This is a genomic window from Zophobihabitans entericus, from assembly GCF_011745665.1.
Classification (GTDB): domain Bacteria; phylum Pseudomonadota; class Gammaproteobacteria; order Enterobacterales; family Orbaceae; genus Zophobihabitans; species Zophobihabitans entericus.
In genome coordinates this window covers 20,331-37,568 of sequence record NZ_CP050253.1, presented here as the reverse complement: position 1 = coordinate 37,568, position 17,238 = coordinate 20,331, and the positions used below count along the sequence as shown (strand labels likewise).

The 17,238-nt window shown below is 40.6% G+C and carries 17 protein-coding genes and 1 riboswitch; of the genes, 8 read left to right on the top strand and 9 right to left on the bottom strand.

Translation table 11 applies throughout. The annotated features are described in order from the left end of the window. Positions 1-20: 20 nt before the first annotated feature. Positions 21-308, bottom strand: coding sequence for a hypothetical protein (locus IPMB12_RS00165; RefSeq protein WP_166913775.1), 288 nt, complete (start codon positions 306-308; stop codon positions 21-23). Positions 309-537: 229 nt separating this feature from the next. Then, a complete protein-coding gene (gene pdxR / locus IPMB12_RS00160; protein ID WP_166913773.1) occupies positions 538-1,968 on the bottom strand; it encodes a MocR-like pyridoxine biosynthesis transcription factor PdxR in 1,431 nt (476 codons plus the stop codon). A gap of 145 nt (positions 1,969-2,113) precedes the next feature. Between pdxR and pdxS the strand changes: the two genes are divergently transcribed. Together pdxS and pdxT are read left to right on the top strand one after the other, a co-directional pair. Beyond that, positions 2,114-3,001 carry a pyridoxal 5'-phosphate synthase lyase subunit PdxS gene (gene pdxS / locus IPMB12_RS00155; RefSeq protein ID WP_166913771.1) on the top strand — a complete coding sequence of 296 codons (888 nt, stop codon included), beginning with the start codon at positions 2,114-2,116 and terminating at the stop codon, positions 2,999-3,001. Positions 3,002-3,006: 5 nt separating this feature from the next. After that, positions 3,007-3,576 (top strand): pyridoxal 5'-phosphate synthase glutaminase subunit PdxT, encoded by a 570-nt coding sequence (pdxT, locus tag IPMB12_RS00150; RefSeq protein WP_166917631.1) that lies wholly within the window; start codon positions 3,007-3,009, stop codon positions 3,574-3,576. A gap of 596 nt (positions 3,577-4,172) precedes the next feature. Here the strand turns inward: pdxT and suhB are convergent. Continuing rightward, positions 4,173-4,979, bottom strand: a complete 807-nt coding sequence (suhB, locus tag IPMB12_RS00145) for an inositol-1-monophosphatase (RefSeq protein WP_208293509.1) — start codon at positions 4,977-4,979, stop codon at positions 4,173-4,175. A 156-nt stretch (positions 4,980-5,135) separates the two neighbouring features. Here suhB and trmJ point away from each other — a divergent pair, with 156 nt between their 5' ends. Then, entirely contained in the window at positions 5,136-5,870 is a 735-nt protein-coding gene (gene trmJ, locus IPMB12_RS00140) for a tRNA (cytosine(32)/uridine(32)-2'-O)-methyltransferase TrmJ (protein WP_166917629.1), read from the top strand. A 65-nt stretch (positions 5,871-5,935) separates the two neighbouring features. Here trmJ and IPMB12_RS00135 read toward each other — a convergent pair whose 3' ends face one another. Continuing rightward, the gene (locus tag IPMB12_RS00135) at positions 5,936-7,978 is read right to left on the bottom strand and encodes an NAD(P)/FAD-dependent oxidoreductase (protein WP_166913769.1); all 2,043 of its coding nucleotides are present in this window, start codon (positions 7,976-7,978) and stop codon (positions 5,936-5,938) included. A 316-nt stretch (positions 7,979-8,294) separates the two neighbouring features. On the opposite strand from IPMB12_RS00135, the gene IPMB12_RS00130 reads away from it, so the two are divergent. Beyond that, a complete protein-coding gene (locus IPMB12_RS00130) occupies positions 8,295-9,197 on the top strand; it encodes a LysR family transcriptional regulator (RefSeq protein WP_166913767.1) in 903 nt (300 codons plus the stop codon). 14 nt (positions 9,198-9,211) lie between these two features. Here IPMB12_RS00130 and IPMB12_RS00125 read toward each other — a convergent pair whose 3' ends face one another. The 5 genes from IPMB12_RS00125 to IPMB12_RS00105 form a co-directional block, all read right to left on the bottom strand. Next, a complete protein-coding gene (locus IPMB12_RS00125) occupies positions 9,212-9,409 on the bottom strand; it encodes a hypothetical protein (protein WP_166913765.1) in 198 nt (65 codons plus the stop codon). A gap of 238 nt (positions 9,410-9,647) precedes the next feature. Continuing rightward, entirely contained in the window at positions 9,648-11,039 is a 1,392-nt protein-coding gene (gene cysS, locus IPMB12_RS00120) for a cysteine--tRNA ligase (RefSeq protein WP_166913763.1), read from the bottom strand. 165 nt (positions 11,040-11,204) lie between these two features. Then, entirely contained in the window at positions 11,205-12,569 is a 1,365-nt protein-coding gene (gene lysC, locus IPMB12_RS00115; protein WP_166913761.1) for a lysine-sensitive aspartokinase 3, read from the bottom strand. A gap of 70 nt (positions 12,570-12,639) precedes the next feature. Further along, a riboswitch (Lysine riboswitch) is annotated at positions 12,640-12,819 on the bottom strand. Between the two features lie 192 nt (positions 12,820-13,011). After that, positions 13,012-13,788, bottom strand: a complete 777-nt coding sequence (gene otnI, locus IPMB12_RS00110) for a 2-oxo-tetronate isomerase (RefSeq protein WP_166913759.1) — start codon at positions 13,786-13,788, stop codon at positions 13,012-13,014. 274 nt (positions 13,789-14,062) lie between these two features. Next, positions 14,063-14,311, bottom strand: coding sequence for a GlsB/YeaQ/YmgE family stress response membrane protein (locus IPMB12_RS00105; protein WP_166913758.1), 249 nt, complete (start codon positions 14,309-14,311; stop codon positions 14,063-14,065). 466 nt (positions 14,312-14,777) lie between these two features. Here IPMB12_RS00105 and rpmH point away from each other — a divergent pair, with 466 nt between their 5' ends. The 4 genes from rpmH to yidC are packed head-to-tail and all read left to right on the top strand — an operon-like array spanning position 14,778 to position 17,179. Continuing rightward, complete coding sequence (rpmH, locus tag IPMB12_RS00100; RefSeq protein ID WP_166913756.1) at positions 14,778-14,918, top strand: 50S ribosomal protein L34; 141 nt, start codon at positions 14,778-14,780, stop codon at positions 14,916-14,918. 27 nt (positions 14,919-14,945) lie between these two features. After that, positions 14,946-15,320 carry a ribonuclease P protein component gene (rnpA, locus tag IPMB12_RS00095; protein ID WP_166913754.1) on the top strand — a complete coding sequence of 125 codons (375 nt, stop codon included), beginning with the start codon at positions 14,946-14,948 and terminating at the stop codon, positions 15,318-15,320. Next, on the top strand, positions 15,269-15,523 hold the full coding sequence (gene yidD / locus IPMB12_RS00090; protein ID WP_166913752.1) for a membrane protein insertion efficiency factor YidD: 255 nt from the start codon (positions 15,269-15,271) through the stop codon (positions 15,521-15,523). Before rnpA ends, yidD begins: the two co-directional genes overlap by 52 nt. Before the next feature lie 21 nt (positions 15,524-15,544). Beyond that, positions 15,545-17,179, top strand: coding sequence for a membrane protein insertase YidC (yidC, locus tag IPMB12_RS00085; RefSeq protein ID WP_166913750.1), 1,635 nt, complete (start codon positions 15,545-15,547; stop codon positions 17,177-17,179). The last annotated feature ends 59 nt before the right edge of the window (positions 17,180-17,238 follow it).

Here is a 17,238-nt window from a genome sequence, read left to right as displayed (position 1 = left end):
TTGTTTTGATATTAATAAATTTATCGTTGATGGGATCTAGGCGGGCGCAGTTCCGGCAGAAACTCGTTAGGTGTCCAGTAAACAGTAAATGGTGTTGCGGTTATTTGTGGATGATGTTGATTAACTGTTACTTCAATAGTTGGTAATAATGAGAAACAGGTCATGCAATGCAGAGCGCAGTTATTATCAGATGGTGAGAGTTCCTGAGCACAATGGTTACTTTGTGCGAAGACTAGCTGAGTATGATGATCCTCAGGAGACGTGCCTGATGAAGAATGAATGACAGGCAAAGCATGACCGACAGACATAAAAAATGTCAGCAGCAAAAAGAGAAATATATTTATATGCTTTGTTATCATAAATATTAATTAAAAACTGTTTATTAATCAATATGTTATATTTAATTTAGTAAGAATATATAACAAGAGAGATAATGGATATTCTCTATTATAGGCGCTTTAGCGTATAAACGACATCTATTAATATTTATAAAAAATATAATTGATACCCAATTATGATATTCAGTCAGGCTGCAGCTTAGGGATCTTTTAGTACCTGTTGCAGTCTGAAAGCTGCCAGCTGAGCCACATCTTTATTAAGTCTGGCAAATGTTAAGCGCAGGGCATTTTCTTTACTGCCAAAGACACCGGCTGGCATCACCAGCATATTTTGTTCCAAAAGTTTTTGTGTTACACGGGTGATGTTATAAGACGGATGGAGTTTACACCACAGGTGCATCCCACCTTGCGGAATAGCAAAATCAATATCTTCCTGAATAGTATTATTCAGAGCGCTAATCAGATCATCACACCGGTGTTTAAGCGTATCTCTGAGTCTGGTGAGATGCTGGTGGAAGGACGTATTATTTAGTACATGATTTGCCAGTACCTGCGGGAAAATACTTAAACCAAAATCCATTTCTTGCCTTGCCTCAGCCAGATGTTTAATCACTGCAGCAGGACCCACCAGCCAGCCAATACGAGTCATTGATCCCATCACTTTTGACAGCGATCCAATATAGAGTACATTTTGATGATCGAGCTGTTTAAGGGTTGGCGGCTGAGCTGTATGATCGAAGCTTAGTTCAGCGTAAGAGTGATCTTCAACAATAGGTAAATTCAGTTTAGTACATAGAGCAATAATCTCTTTCCTGCGCTGCTGTGGCATCATCAGACCGGTTGGATTCTGGAGTGTCGGATTGAGAAACACCATCTTAATAGCAAATTTATGATACAGCCGTTCCAAATCATCAGGTTGTATACCTTCTTTGTCCATAGGGAGGGCCACAATTCTCAGTCCGGCAGACTGAAAGAGTGGCAGAGCATACAAATAAGAGGGTGATTCAATAGCGATTGTATCTCCTGGGCGCAGTAAACACTGTGTAATCATAAACAACGCCTGTTGGGCACCAGAGGTAATCAGAATTTGCTCCGGAAGTGCCAGTATTTGTTGCCTGTTTAGCAGATGGTGTTGAATTGTTTGCCTTAGTGGGAAATAACCTTCGATCTCTTCATTCTTTTCTTCTGCAATCAGATCCCGCCAGGAATAAGACGGCATGGTGATTTCTGGAATCAGGTCTAAAGGAAGTTCACCAGTGGCCAGGTCTAAGATGTCATTATCCGGGTTTTTGAGTAGAACGTGAGTTTTACGGATATAAGGTGAAGCGGGTAAAAAACTGCTCTGATCAACGTAGTGACGCCAGTTGGTGGTTTGCTGCGGAGCGACACCCCATTTATCCTGATTGATGGTGGTACCACTACCACGCCTGCGGATCAGCACACCTCTTTCTACCAGTTCATCAAAGGCTCTGATAACAGTGGACCGATTGACGCCTAGTAACTCAGCCAATTTACGTTCAGCCGGGAGCTTTTCACCTGTCAGCAGCTGGCCGCTATTAATTTTTTGTTCAATCAGTTTAATGATTTGTTGATAAATCGGCAGATGCTGGTTATCAGATAGTTTCCACATGATGTTTTCTATAATTAGAATTGGATGGTATAAAAACAATCCAATTGGCTGTTTTTGTCAATGATTATTTTATCTAACATAAAAAAAGTAGATTTTTTGTATGAAAAACAATCAATTTATCCACTTTAACCAAAAGGAAAATAAGATGAACAAAACAGTCGGTACGGATCGTGTGAAACGTGGTATGGCACAAATGCAAAAAGGTGGTGTCATCATGGATGTAGTGAATGCGCAGCAGGCCAAAATTGCTGAAGATGCAGGGGCTGTGGCGGTGATGGCTCTGGAGCGTGTTCCTTCTGATATTCGGGCTGCTGGCGGTGTCGCTCGCATGGCTAATCCTGAGATTATTGAAGAGGTAATGAACGCAGTATCGATTCCTGTGATGGCTAAAGCCCGTATTGGCCATATTGCTGAGGCTCGCATTCTGGAGGCCATGGGGGTTGACTACATCGATGAAAGTGAAGTGTTAACGCCTGCAGATGAGGAGTTCCATCTGTTAAAAAGTGAATTTACTGTACCTTTTGTGTGTGGATGTCGTGATTTAGGCGAAGCCCTGCGACGAATTGGTGAAGGTGCTTCAATGCTCAGAACAAAAGGTGAGCCCGGAACCGGTAATATTGTGGAAGCGGTTCGTCATATGCGTAAAGTGAATAGTCAGATACGCAAAATTGTGGCAATGAGTCAGGATGAACTGATGACAGAAGCTAAAAACTTAGGTGCTCCGTATGAATTATTGAAAGAAATTAAGACACTTGGTAAGTTACCGGTAGTTAATTTTGCTGCGGGTGGGATTGCAACGCCGGCTGATGCCGCACTGATGATGAGTCTGGGGGCTGATGGTGTATTTGTTGGTTCAGGCATCTTTAAGTCAGAAAACCCGGCTAAGTTTGCCAGTGCTATCGTGCAGGCAACAACTCATTACACTGATTATGAGTTAATTGGTCGTTTGTCGAAAGATTTAGGACAAGCGATGAAAGGGCTGGATATCAGTACTTTAGCTCCGGCAGAAAGAATGCAGGAAAGAGGCTGGTGAGTATGATGAAAACAGTGGGTGTTCTGGCTTTACAAGGTGCTGTGACAGAGCACCTTAACGTCTTGAGCCGCTTGCAGGTACGTGGTATTGCAGTCAAAAAACCGGAGCAGTTAAATGATCTTGATGGATTGATTATTCCAGGTGGTGAAAGTACGGCAATTCGCCGCTTAATGGAGAGATATGGTTTTATCGAAGCGATTAAGGCTTTTGCTAGTAATAATAAGGGATTATTTGGTACTTGTGCTGGTCTGGTGTTACTCGCCGAGCGGATTGAAGAAGAGGAAGCCTGTTTAGGGTTGATTGATTGTACCGTTCGCCGCAATGGTTTTGGACGGCAAAAAGAGAGCTTCGAGCTCGATTTAGATATTCCTGTTCTTGGCCAAAAGGCTTTTCCTGCTTTATTTATCAGAGCTCCGCTGATTATTCAAGTCGGAAGTGGAGTAGACGTTCTGGCTAAAGTTGAGGACAATATTGTTGCTGCGCGAAGTGGTAATGTTTTAGTGACGGCCTTTCATCCGGAGCTTAGTGGTGATGACAGGATGATGGAGTATTTTATTGGGGAGTGTTTAAGATAGTTTGTTTTGTGTTTGTAGTTAGCAGGGTTTATGGCGGGGTGCACGCCCCGCATCGTGTTAGCTTTTGTTGGTGTGGTTGCTTATTCTGTGAGACTTGATGGCCTACCGCACCCCATAGGCACCCGCTCGGGGACTCGCTAAGACCTATGAGGTACGCTCTCCATCAATCATAGCTTCACAGATGAAATTAAAGTAAAAAAATACCTTTTCTTATTCCAACAAATTATTCTTTTGAAATACTCTTTCTTAATTCAATTAATTGATTTAACTTAACAATTTAATCAATATTGTTCGTATAATAAGTTATTTATATATCAGAAATTAGAATCGACATCATTTTAAGAAACTAAGAAGCCAGAAAAGAAATTTTTATACATATCAGGAGTCAATCTTGAGAGAGGAAGTTATTATTTCCAGTATCCTTTGTTTTGATTGATGGAGACCAGACCCTGGAGGTCTTAGTGAGCCTGTCGAACGGGGCCTCTTGGGTGTGGTAGGCCATCAAACCCATGGAACTGACAACCACACCCAAAGATCACGCTAGCGGGGCGTGCTCCCCGCTCCACACCATGCTTATAACATCATAAATCTAAAATCTACTTCTTCAGTGAATCACTCAACTCACTTTGCATAGTAGTAATCAGATCTTTTAACACTTTTGGATTTGCTGCCACAGTATTCCCTGACACCATATAGTTATGCCCACCGGCAAAATCTGTCATTACACCACCCGCTTCACGCAGAATCAATTCACCAGCGGCAATATCCCAAGGTTGTAAACCAATTTCAAAGAAACCATCAAAACGACCAGCGGCAACATAACATAAATCCAGTGCAGCTGAACCACTGCGACGGAAGTCTGCGCATTTAGCAAAGACTTTTTGTAGCACGTTAAAATAGCTTTCAGTGTGATTTCTTAATTTATACGGGAAGGCGGTAGCAATGATTGTACCGGTTAAATCTTTGGCATTACCACAGCGGATACGGTAGCCATTAAGTTGTGCGCCTTGCCCACGTGTTGCAGTATAAAGTTCATTACGCATTGGATCGTAGACAACAGCAACTTCTGTACGATCTTTAATTCGCACAGCAATGGAAACAGAAAAATGAGGAATACCTTTGATAAAGTTTGTCGTGCCATCAATTGGGTCGATAATCCATTGTATTTCTGCGTCTTTACCTTTTGCTAAACCACTTTCTTCACCAATGATGGTGTGGTCAGGATAAGAGCGTTTGATTGTTTCTACAATTAAACCTTCTGCAGCACGATCGACGTTAGTCGCGAAATCGTTAGTGCCTTTCGCATCGACAGAAACAGATGTCGGGTTTTCATAGGCTTTAATAATCAAATTACCAGCTTTACGCGCAGCGCGTATAGCGATATTTAGCATCGGGTGCTTCATATTTTATCTTCCAATTGATGTTAAAGAACGTGTCGAAGTGACAAAGTAAACGGGCGCTAGTATAACAGATCGTCGAGATTTGACCACCTCTGTGATATGATAACGACTATATTTTTTGTAAAAAGTTATAACTAAATGAATAACAAAGAAAATTCTCTGCTGGATAATATCCGCATTGTGCTGGTCGAAACATCGCATACCGGCAATATCGGTTCTGCTGCTCGCGCCATGAAGACAATGGGGCTCTCTCAGCTCTATTTGGTCAGCCCTGTCGTTAAACCTGACTCACAGTCTATTGCTTTAGCAGCTGGTGCCAATGATATTGTTAAACAAGCGGTGATCACGTCTTCACTGGAGGAGGCGATCGCTGATTGTCCACTGGTGATTGGTACCAGCGCTCGTTCCCGTAATTTGGAGTGGCCTTATTTGGATTCCAGAGAGTGCGGGCAAAAGATCGTACAGGAAGCGGTTAAGGCGCCGGTCGCTTTAGTCTTTGGTCGTGAGCGGGTAGGACTTACCAATGAAGAGCTGCAAAAATGTCACTATCATGTAGGGATTTCTGCTAACCCTGATTACAGTTCACTGAACCTGGCGATGTCAGTACAGATTTTTACGTATGAAATCCGCATGGCGATGTTACAGGCGCAAAACAAACCTTTATCACTGCAGGTGGGGCATACTGATGAATCATTATATCCGGCAACGATTGATATGGAACGTTTTTATCAGCATCTGGAGCAAACATTGCTACAAACTCATTTCATTAATCCAAATCATCCGGGACAGATTATGGGCAGATTACGTCGTTTGTTTAACCGTTCCCGGGTGGAGCAGCAGGAGCTCAATATTTTGCGTGGGATTTTGACCTCTATTCATAAAAAAATAAAATAATCATCAGAAATCACAGGCAAAAAAATAGAGGCAAATGCCTCTATTTTGATCTATGTAATGACTAGTTACACTGGACTAACAGGTGAAACACCGCGTACTTCCCCAGCTTTCACACGTTCAATACGTTGAATTGAAGCAATAATATCACGGCCTTCACGCATACCTTCAATCAGTTTACGTGCTGCGCGGCTGTCACCGATTTTCTCAAAGGTGTAACCTTTTTCTGCAGCATGTTGTTCAATTGTATTACTGAATGAATTTTCTGGTGTCATACCTAAGCAGACAAATCCATAATCAAATGGTAATTCGGATTGTTTACCCTCTTTATCTTTCACTAAGAAGCTATTTTCTTTTACTTCCAGTAAAGTGGTATCAACAAGTTGATTGACTTTGTTTTCTTTCATCATTGTCATCATAGAGATACGACCGATGATATCTAAGTCTTTACCAATAACAGATTGCATCTCAACAATTGATACATCTTTGGCTTTACTTTCAGAGAAGTATTCAACAACGTCCAGACCTACGGCTCCACCACCAATAACCACAATACGTTTATTTGGAATATCAGTAAATTGTTCAAAGTTTTCCATGATATCAAAAATGGAGAACACTTTACGATTTGGTGCAGTTAATTGTTCTGACAGACCTTTGATTGGTGGTAGTAAAGGTTTAGAACCTGTTGCACTAATCACCAGATCAGGACTTAGTTTTTCAATATCTTCCAGCGTCGCTTTTTTATTTAAATGAATAGTTAAATTCTTTAATGTTTTTGCGCGATTGATTAAGAATTTTGGTAAATCTGCAATACGTTTCTTATACGGGAAGCGAGAAATCATCATAGACAAACCGCCTAAGAATGGTTTTGCTTCAAATAAAGTCACGTTACAACCAATTTCAGCTGCGGTAGATGCGGCTTCAAGACCTGCAGTACCACCACCAATGACAACAACATTTAACGGTTTTTTCACCTGATAGTTTTTGTAGTCTTCATAAGAGACGATATCAGGATTTACGGTACAACGAATTGGTTTTGCTTTAGCAATACGGTGATCAGCACAGCCGATATTACAAGAAATACATCTTCTTAGCGTATCTAGTTCACCATTTTTAACTTTCTCAACCCAGTAAGGTTCTGCAATGAGGCCTCGACCAATCACCACAAAGTCAGCAGTACCTTCTTCTAAGGTCTTTGCAACTACATATGGGTCGCGGAAGTTACCGGAAGTAATCGTCGGCTTGTTAAATTTGTCACGTACTGCTTTAGCCATATATGAACGCCAGCCATCAGGCAGATTCATCTGGTCAATTTGGAACTGTAACGTATCATTTTGTGCAGAAGAGACGTCAAAGATATCAACTTCATCTGTTAAGTACTCAAGAATTTGCAGGGTATCTTCCAATGTATTACCACCAGCAATAAAGTCATCAGCACTAAAACGCATAATAATTGGGAAGAAAGGTCCGACGGATTGGCGAATCTCATCAATCACCATGCGAATGATACGGGCACGGTTTTCATGACTACCGCCAAACTCATCAGTACGATTATTAAATAATGGAGATAAGAACTGACTAAGTAAATAGGAGTGGCCAGCATGGATTTCTACTGCATCAAAGCCGGCACGCTGAGCACGATGTGCTGCTGCACCGTATTGTTTTACGATATGTAAAATTTCATCTTTAGTCGCTGGACGAGGAATCGCACCACCAGTTTTAGATGGAATATTTGACGCTGAGATAGCCTGTAAGCCATTTAAACGTCCAGGGAAGGCAGAAGCTCCAGCATGGTTAATTTGAACTGCAACAGCTGCGCCATGTTTATGCAGACGCTCAGTAAAACGATATAGACCAGGAATATATTGGTCATTATCAATACGTAACTGTGTTGTACCGTTTGTTCCATAAGGGAAATCAATACACACATTTTCAAGAATAATTAACCCGGTACCACCTTTGGCACGTTGTTCATAGTATTGAATATGTTCTTCAACAAACTCTCCATTAAGTGTCGCAAAGTTACTGCCAATTGGTGGCATTACAATACGGTTTTTGATCGTGGTTCGTTTGATGGTGATAGGTTGAAATATTGCTGAAAAATCGCTCATATCTTCCTCTTTATTATCATGTTTAATTTTAACCTGAAACTATTGCCACAAAGTTTATGGGATTATTATTCATAAAACTAATGAGTATTTTCCTTAAAACCTATAGAATATATCTATAGGTTTTGGATGGGCGAAACTCAGATTTAGTGAAAGGCTTATAATGACAAGGCTTGGCACAAAATTTTGTGAACTCACTGTTTTTATAAAAGAAATTTTTTAAGCGAATCTGCAGGAAAATTTCTGAAATTTAATGCAAATATTGAGATAAAAATCACATAATTTCTTTCTGTGGCAGATGATATGATCAGGAGTAACGATGAATTTACGACAATTACAATATTTTCAGACACTGGCCAGAACACAGCACTATACGCAAACGGCAGAGCAGTTTTCGATCAGTCAGCCGAGTTTAAGTCATGCTATCAATGAGCTGGAGAAAGAGCTGGGAATTAAACTGTTTCAGAAGAAAGGACGTAATGTTGAACTGACTAAGCTTGGGCAACAATATCTGGCTTATGTGGATAATGCCTTACTTGAACTTAATAATGGCGAGCGTTTTATTAAAGAGTTAACCAGTATGTCACACGGTCATATCGAACTGGCGTTTATCTATTCTTTAAGTGCGTACTTTCTGCCAAAGATTATTAATGCTTTTATCAGTAATCCATTGCACCGTAATATCACTTTTTCATTTTATGAAAGTTCTACACTTGGCATTATTGAAGATTTAAAGAAAGGTAAATATGATATGGCGCTCTGTTCCCGGGTTGAGAATGAGCCGGATATCGACTTTGAGCAGCTAACATCGCAAGAACTGGTGTTTGTGATGTCTAAGAATCACCCGCTGGCGTATAACAATGTGTTGGATGTGAAACAGGTAGCGGATTATCCATTAATTCTGTTTAATGAAAAAAGTGGTATTAAACCCTTTATTGATAAGTTACTTAGCGAAGCCGGTATTACGCCTAAAGTGGCCTGTTATGTGGAAGCAGAGAACGCCATGATCGGACTGGCTTCGATTGATTATGGTATTGGTATTATGCCAAGAATCCCAATTCCTCAGGAGTATAATCTACAGGTGATTCCTCTGAAACATCAGGCAAGGCAGCGTTATATCTATATTGCGACGATGAAAGAGCGGCCGCTACTGCCTGCTGCACAAAGGTTTTATCAATCTCTGCTCGATTATCGTTTCTTTAATTTATTGATTAGTAGTTAGTGACCGGATATTGATTAGTTAAATGCAATAGTAATTATCAGGGCAAATAGACAAAAAGTAATGGTTGTTACCAGCGCCCGAACGAAAGAAGGGACAAAAGTAACGCCTCTTATCATCATTTCGAGTAACGCGAAAAGGGCTGAAAACACCAAACAAAGTACCAGTGCACCAATAAGGAATAGTGAGAAAATGGTAATAATATCTGGGTACATATGGTCTCCTGTCATTTTTATTTAATTTGTTATTATAATCAGAGTCCGGCTAAACTTATTAAAAGTATGAACAGACCAACAAGAAAGAGCGTAATGTAGATTTTAAAAAAGGATTTACATGACCATGGTGTTTTATCTAGCATCATAGGACAGAGCGAGATCAGGAAAGCTATCAGTGCACTTCCAAGTAGCCAAAAAAGTCCTAAAATCAGAATAATAACTGTTGCATTGATATACACTAGTTTGTCTTTCTACGCCATGTTGTCCCACTGGCACTATCTTCCAGCACAATATTCATGGCATTTAACTGATCGCGGGCATCATCAGCCATCGCCCAGTTTTTGCTGGCTCTGGCATCATTACGTTGTTTGATGAGTGCTTCAATCTTAGCCACGTCAACATCGTTGTTACCACCTTGTAAGAACTGTACCGGATCTTGTTCTAAAAGCCCAAGGACTTTGGATAAATAGCGCAGTTCAGCAGCTAACTCATTAGCTCGAGATGTTTGATTTGCTGCTTTAGCTTTATTGATTTCACTGGCCAGTTCAAATAGCACCGAGTAGGCTTCTGGTGTATTAAAGTCATCATTCATAGCCTGACTAAAGCGCTCTGCATATGAGCTGTCACTTTTTGTGATAACCACAGAATTATCGGTATCACGTAGTGCGGTATACAGACGCTCAAGTGCCATACGAGCTTGTTTTAGGTTCTCTTCGCTGTAATTAAGCTGGCTGCGATAATGGCCGGACAGTAAGAAGTAACGTACAGTTTCAGGATCATAATGTTTTAAGACATCACGAATGGTGAAGAAGTTGCCTAGTGATTTTGACATCTTCTCCTGGTCGACCATAACCATGCCTGAGTGCATCCAATAATTTACATACTGACCGTCATGGGCACAGGTTGACTGAGCGATTTCGTTTTCATGGTGCGGGAACATCAGATCTGAACCGCCACCATGGATATCAAAATGCATGCCTAGTTCTTTGCAGTTCATCGCAGAACATTCGATATGCCAGCCCGGGCGACCATTTCCCCATGGAGAAGGCCATGAAGGCTCATTAGGCTTAGACATCTTCCATAGCACAAAGTCCATGGGATTTTGTTTGGTATCAGCAACTTCAACCCTTGCTCCGGCTTGCAGCTGCTCTAAATTTTGACGGGACAACAGACCATAATTAGGATCAGATTCGACAGAAAATACTACGTCACCACTGTCAGCGATATACGCGTGTTTTTTCTCCAGTAATGTTTCAACCAGTTCGATGATCTCTTTAATATGTTGGGTTGCGCGCGGTTCACTATCTGGACGGAGAATATTTAAGGCATCAAAATCGGCGTACATCTCTTTTGCCATGCGATCGACCAGTTGGTCACCGGTTTCACCATTTTCCAGCGCACGTTTGATGATTTTATCATCTACGTCAGTAATATTACGTACATAAGTTAAGTCATAACCTAAAAAACGTAAGTAACGGGTGATAACATCAAAGGCAACGAAGGTGCGACCGTGGCCAATATGACACAAATCATAAACAGTGACACCGCACACATACATGCCAACTTTATTGTCATGGATAGGTTTAAATTCCTCTTTTTCACGTGTCAGAGTGTTGTAGATTTTGAGCATTAGATGATCCGTATAATTAAGTTTCTATGATGGCGCTCAATATAACAAAGATTAAGGTAAGAAGAAATATGGCATATAAAGGAAGAAGAGGAAAATGACGATAAGGAAGGGAATATGCAATAAAATCAATTAATTATAACATATTGATTTTATTGCATTTTTTATTTATTCAAATAAAGCAGTATGTAATTGTTTAATAATGTTTTCTGCATCATTACTATTCACCAGAAAACAGATATTGTGTGTACTTGCTCCGTAGCAGCTCATACGGATACTGAACTGATCCATGGTATCAAACACTTTTTTCGCCATACCTTTGGTTTCTGTCAGTTTATTACCAATGATTGCAACCAGAGAAAGGTTATCTTCCACCTGTACGTGACACAAAGTTGATAGCTCATCCAGCAGTGCTTTAGTTAGGAGCGGCCCACCGTCGGTACTTGTGCCTGTTGTGTCCAAAGTCAGGGCCACGCTAACTTCTGAGGTTGTCACTAGATCAACCGAGATGTTGTGTTTAGCCATAATACTAAACACTTGAGCCAGAAAGCCTTGTGCATGCAGCATACTTAAGCTATGTAAGGTCAGAAGTGTTTGCTTACGACGTAGTGCCAGTGCTCTGAATGTTGGTAGTTCAGAGCGAATGCTTTTCGCGCTATAAACGATAGTGCCACCATCTTTAGGCGCTTTACTTGAACCGACAAATACCGGGATGTTACTTCTGACTGCCGGAACCAGCGTTGCCGGATGTAACACTTTGGCACCAAATGTTGCCATTTCAGCAGCTTCAGCAAAAGTGATCTCATCAATACGTTTAGCACCGGAAGTGATGCGCGGATCGGTTGTATAAATACCTGCCACATCTGTCCAGATATCGATTTGTCCTGCGTGCAGCGCTTCACCAAGCAGGGCTGCGGTATAATCACTGCCGCCGCGTCCAAGTGTGGTCGTTTTACCGGTTGCTTCGCTACCGATAAAGCCTTGGGTGACAATGATGTTATTATTCATGACAGGTTTTAAATGTTGATCACAAAGCTGTTTAATAGCAGTAAAATCCGGAGTCGCTTTACCAAAGAAGCTGTCTGTTCTCATCACCTGACGAACATCAAACCAGCGGGCAGAGCTTTGCTTTTCTTTGAGTACTTCAACAAACAGGCGGGAAGACATCAGCTCACCATGACAAACCAGCTCATCGGTTAAAGCACTTGAGGTCGCCAGACTGGCGGCTTCAGCTAAAGAGGTAATATTGTCCAGCAGGCGGTCGATCTCTTTTTTTACCTCCGGATTTGCTGGTAGCTTGTCAATAATGGCGTATTGGATAGCGCGGATCTTATCGATATTTTGTTGACGAACTTCGTTATTACAGCCTTCAGCTAATGCGACCAGTAAGTTAGTGACGCCTGCAGAGGCAGAAAGCACGACAACCTGCACATTTGGATTAGAAAGGACGACATTGGCACTATTACACATTGCCGGGTAGTCAGCGACGCTGGTTCCACCAAATTTGGCAATAATCATTTGAGCATTATTCATGAATTCCTCGTATCGAATATCATTTATTTAGTACAAGGATAGAGCGAAGGTTATAGGAGATCAACAACATTAACCAGGAAGCGCTCCACCTTAGAAATTGTAAGGTGACAACCCAAGGGATTCAGCCCTTGTAGCCGATCGGGTAATAAGCTGGAATTACCTGACCTCGGCATTACATCCCCTGAATGATTGATAAACGGAGCCAGTCTCCTGAAATCATCTGCCTGAGTAATGCGCCTCTTCTTTGTTTACTAAAGTGAAAACACCTGTGTAAACAGCATATAGCATTAATGATTATCGCAAGAGTGTCAATAGGTAGCAGATATTTTCCTGTGATTTAATGTAAGTATTATCAATGCTGAAGTTTAAGATATGTTGGTGGTAAATGGAGAAGGCTTAAATATTTACATCACGTTTGGTTGAGTATGGTAGAGGTGAGGAACTATAAATAAGGTTTTATCCAGTTCAGACCAGCTTTTGTTGTGTTCTTAGGAATATATTCACAGCCAATCCACCCTGAATAGCCAAGCTGATCTAAAAGGTTAAACAGATAGGTAAAATTCACTTCACCGTCATCCGGTTCATGGCGATCAGGTACAGAGGCAACCTGTATATGCCCAAAATGACCGTTAAGGTTTTGCAGTAAATGAGTCAGATTACCATCGACGATTTGAGCATGGAACAGATCAATTTGTACTGAAACATTTGGGCGATTAATGCGCTTTACCAACTTAAGGGTATGGTACTGACTGGCATACAGATAGTTAGGTTTTACAACATCACTCAGGGCTTCTAGCACAATACTGATATTATGTGGTGCATATTTATCTGCGGCATAACGGACATTATCGACTTGTACTTGTTCATACAAATATTGTTGCTGACCTTCAGGCACAACACCAGCCATAACATGGATGGTCTGACAATTTAAAGCTAAAGCGTATTCCAGTGCCAGATCGATGTTGGCTCTGGCATCTGACTCTCGCCCCGGTAACGCATTAAGTCCCCATTCCCCTTTGGCAGTATTGCCGACTGTGGTATTAAACAAAACTAATTGTAAGCCATGATTATCGAGCTCTTGTTTTAAAACGCTAGCTGGATATTCAAATGGAGAAAGAAACTCAACAGCCCGAAAGCCTGCTTGTGCTGCTGCTTTAAAACGCTCTAAGAATGGATATTCAGTAAACATAGTGGTTAAATTAGCAGCAAATTTAGGCATTGATAACACCAGCAAGTGATTAACAGAGACTGATATATTATGGCATCTTATTTCACATTGATGTGATTGTTCTCACATAACTTTGAGTCTTAATAGTGCTTTGGTGACAGAGCGGGAAGAGTGGAAAAACAATGTTTCAGAGCAGAAGTGAGATATTCAAACGAACAGAGAGATTCACAAAGAGTTGTGATATATCACAAAATAAAATTTCAGTTGGGATGATAAAGAGGGAGGAACCAGCCTTTCTGTATAGAAAGGCTAGTGGGTGAGTATATTATTTTTTCAGTAAACGATATACGTATAGAACAAGTACAGCGCCTAAGAAGGAGATAAGAATACTTGAGAAGTTAAATCCGTTAACACTACCCCAACCGAAGAATGTACTGATATAACCACCAACGATTGCGCCTACAATACCTAGTAGTATTGTTTTAATGAAGCCTAAACCACCAGCAATTGGCATAAAAAATTTAGCTAATAGACCGGCGATAAAGCCAAGAACGATCCATGAAAGAATTCCCATGTTAACTTACCTTAATAATCATGTTAATAAATAATATAATATCTGCTTATTAATCAATTGGTTATGATTAATTAAAACGCTTTGTATAACAGATATAGTCCACTAAGACACTGATATTTAGACTGTTTTTACGTTCTAAAGCAAATGGTTATATACAATTAATTTGATAGGTAATAGCAATACTTAGGGCTATTTGCAGATGCCTTATTCCTGAGAAGGTTGATGAGATGATATATCAAAGAGAAAGGTTACATAAATGAATAACTCGTTTTAAATTGGTAAAACGAGATACCATAAAGGTGTCATAATGCCTATAATAGTGTCGACTTCAAGGCTGGCATTTTATTTTGTACAATAATCTAAATTCAGCGTTGACTATGAGGTCATTTCTATGTAGAATTCCGACCTCTTAATTAATGTAGAAACTTTTCTACGATAAATAAATTTGATTCAGGTATAAATCGTCATGAAACGTACTTTTCAACCATCAGTTTTAAAACGCAATCGTGCTCACGGTTTCCGTGCTCGTATGGCAACTAAAAACGGCCGTCAAGTTCTTGCTCGTCGTCGTGCTAAAGGCCGAGTGCGCTTATCTGCATCAAGCTAATTTTTAATTAGCTGCATGAATTGTTGAGTGGTTAAGCTCACTTTCACCAGGGAGTTACGTTTACTGACTCCCTCTAGCTTTACCTTCGTATTTCAGGATCCTTTGCGTTCCGGTTCTCCTTATATTACTCTGTTAGCGCGTTTTAATAATCTCACTCATCCACGAGTTGGTTTTGCTATTGCTAAAAAGCAAATTAAGCATGCGCATGAACGCAATCGAATCAAACGACTGGTCAGAGAGTATTTTCGCTTACATCAGCACGAACTTCCGCCTTTAGATTATGTGGTTATGGCCAGAACGGCTGTGCTTGAATTAAGTAATCAACAAATTATTGAACTACTGGATAAACTATGCAACCGGATCAAACGAATGGCTCAGAATCCTTCGGCGCCAAGTGCTTAATCGTTGTGATTCGAGGCTATCAGCGCTTTATTAGTCCGCTGCTTGGACCTAATTGTCGTTTTACACCTAGTTGTTCACAATACGCAATTATTGCACTTAGGCGCTTCGGATTGATAAAAGGTAGTTGGCTTACGCTCAAACGTGTATTAAAATGTCACCCTTTACATGAAGGTGGTGATGATCCTGTTCCACCAAAAAATTGATAATAATAGAGAAAAACACTAATGACATCTCAACGTAATATACTTTTTATTGCATTACTTTTTGTCTCTTTCTTGCTTTGGCAAGCGTGGCAAACTGATCATGCTCCAAAACCAGAGCGTGCTAACCAATTAAATCAGCAAGTGATTGGCGACGAAAGTAATACAGAAACAGGCCAACAAGGTAGTGTAATCACAGTAAAAAGTGATGTACTCTCATTATCAATTAATACATATGGTGGTGATGTTCAGGCAGCACAACTGTTAGCTTATGATCAAACATTAAAATCAGGCACTCCATTCCAGTTACTTGATGCTCGCTCTGATTTTGTTTACGTTGCAGAAAGTGGACTTGCTGGTCGTGATGGCCCGGACAGTACACAAACCAGTAGTAAGCGCCCAATGTATTCTGTGTCACAAACGACATTTACCTTAGCTGATGGTAGTGACGAGTTACGTGTACCGATGACTTATACTGCAGCGAATGGCGTTGTGTATACTAAAGAATTTGTTCTTAAGCGTGGTGATTATGCAGTTGGTGTTAATTATATTGTAAATAATAAAACAGCCAATACGCTTGAAGTTTCTATGTATGGTCAGTTAAAGCAATCGGTTGAACTACCTGAAGGGGCAACGACTGAAGGCGGTGGCGGACTTGGTTTAAGTGCGTTCCGTGGTACAGCATACTCAAGTTCAAGTGAGAACTATTCTAAATATGACTTTGATGATATTAAGAGTAAAAACTTGCTAATTGAGACTCAGGTTGGTTGGGTAGCGATGCTACAACACTACTTTGCAACTGCATGGGTTCCGTCTCAGGATGAAGATATTATCCTTTATACTAAGTCACTAAATAAAGGTAGTCAGGCTGTTATTGGTTTCAAAGGTGCAAATACAGAAGTTGCGCCTAACAGCGAACAAACCATTTCTGCTAAATTATGGCTAGGACCTGAGATCCAAAACGAATTAGCAGCAACGGCTAAGCACCTTGATTTAATCGTGGACTACGGTTGGTTATGGTTTATCTCTCAGCCATTATTCCATTTACTAAAATTTATTCAAGGATTTGTGAGTAACTGGGGTGTGGCAATTATCATTATCACCTTTATTGTGCGTGGTATTTTATTCCCACTAACACGCGCACAGTACAAATCAATGGCGAAAATGAAGTTATTACAACCACGCGTTCAGGCTCTAAAAGAACGTTTTGGGACTGACAGACAGCGTTTAAGTCAGGAAACAATGGCTCTGTATAAACAGGAAAAAGTGAACCCGCTGGGGGGCTGTTTACCGCTAATAATCCAGATGCCAATCTTCCTTGCATTATTCTATATGCTGGGTAATACCGTTGAATTACGTCATGCACCGTTTGCACTTTGGATTCATGACTTATCGGCTCAGGATCCGTACTATATCCTGCCACTACTGATGGGTGGTACGATGTTCCTAATCCAAAAAATGTCACCAACACCAGTTGCTGATCCAATGCAACAAAAACTAATGACATTTATGCCGTTAATCTTTACTGTATTCTTCTTATGGTTCCCGTCTGGTCTGGTTCTATACTATACAGTGAGTAACTTGTTTACGATTGTTCAGCAACAAATTATTTATAAAGAGCTGGAAAGAAAAGGCTTACACGAAAGAAAGAAAAAGTAAGCGCGTAATAATAAACAAAATAACAAGAGCGATCGATTGGTCGCTCTTTTTTGTAGTAC

Coding starts and splice junctions, on each gene's coding strand:
- IPMB12_RS00165 (WP_166913775.1), bottom strand. CDS start 308: ATGTCTGTCGGTCATGCTTTGCCTGTCATTCATTCTTCATCAGGCACG.
- pdxR (WP_166913773.1), bottom strand. CDS start 1,968: ATGTGGAAACTATCTGATAACCAGCATCTGCCGATTTATCAACAAATC.
- pdxS (WP_166913771.1), top strand. CDS start 2,114: ATGAACAAAACAGTCGGTACGGATCGTGTGAAACGTGGTATGGCACAA.
- pdxT (WP_166917631.1), top strand. CDS start 3,007: ATGAAAACAGTGGGTGTTCTGGCTTTACAAGGTGCTGTGACAGAGCAC.
- suhB (WP_208293509.1), bottom strand. CDS start 4,979: ATGAAGCACCCGATGCTAAATATCGCTATACGCGCTGCGCGTAAAGCT.
- IPMB12_RS00135 (WP_166913769.1), bottom strand. CDS start 7,978: ATGAGCGATTTTTCAGCAATATTTCAACCTATCACCATCAAACGAACC.
- IPMB12_RS00130 (WP_166913767.1), top strand. CDS start 8,295: ATGAATTTACGACAATTACAATATTTTCAGACACTGGCCAGAACACAG.
- IPMB12_RS00125 (WP_166913765.1), bottom strand. CDS start 9,409: ATGTACCCAGATATTATTACCATTTTCTCACTATTCCTTATTGGTGCA.
- cysS (WP_166913763.1), bottom strand. CDS start 11,039: ATGCTCAAAATCTACAACACTCTGACACGTGAAAAAGAGGAATTTAAA.
- lysC (WP_166913761.1), bottom strand. CDS start 12,569: ATGAATAATGCTCAAATGATTATTGCCAAATTTGGTGGAACCAGCGTC.
- otnI (WP_166913759.1), bottom strand. CDS start 13,788: ATGCCTAAATTTGCTGCTAATTTAACCACTATGTTTACTGAATATCCA.
- IPMB12_RS00105 (WP_166913758.1), bottom strand. CDS start 14,311: ATGGGAATTCTTTCATGGATCGTTCTTGGCTTTATCGCCGGTCTATTA.
- rpmH (WP_166913756.1), top strand. CDS start 14,778: ATGAAACGTACTTTTCAACCATCAGTTTTAAAACGCAATCGTGCTCAC.
- yidD (WP_166913752.1), top strand. CDS start 15,269: ATGCAACCGGATCAAACGAATGGCTCAGAATCCTTCGGCGCCAAGTGC.
- yidC (WP_166913750.1), top strand. CDS start 15,545: ATGACATCTCAACGTAATATACTTTTTATTGCATTACTTTTTGTCTCT.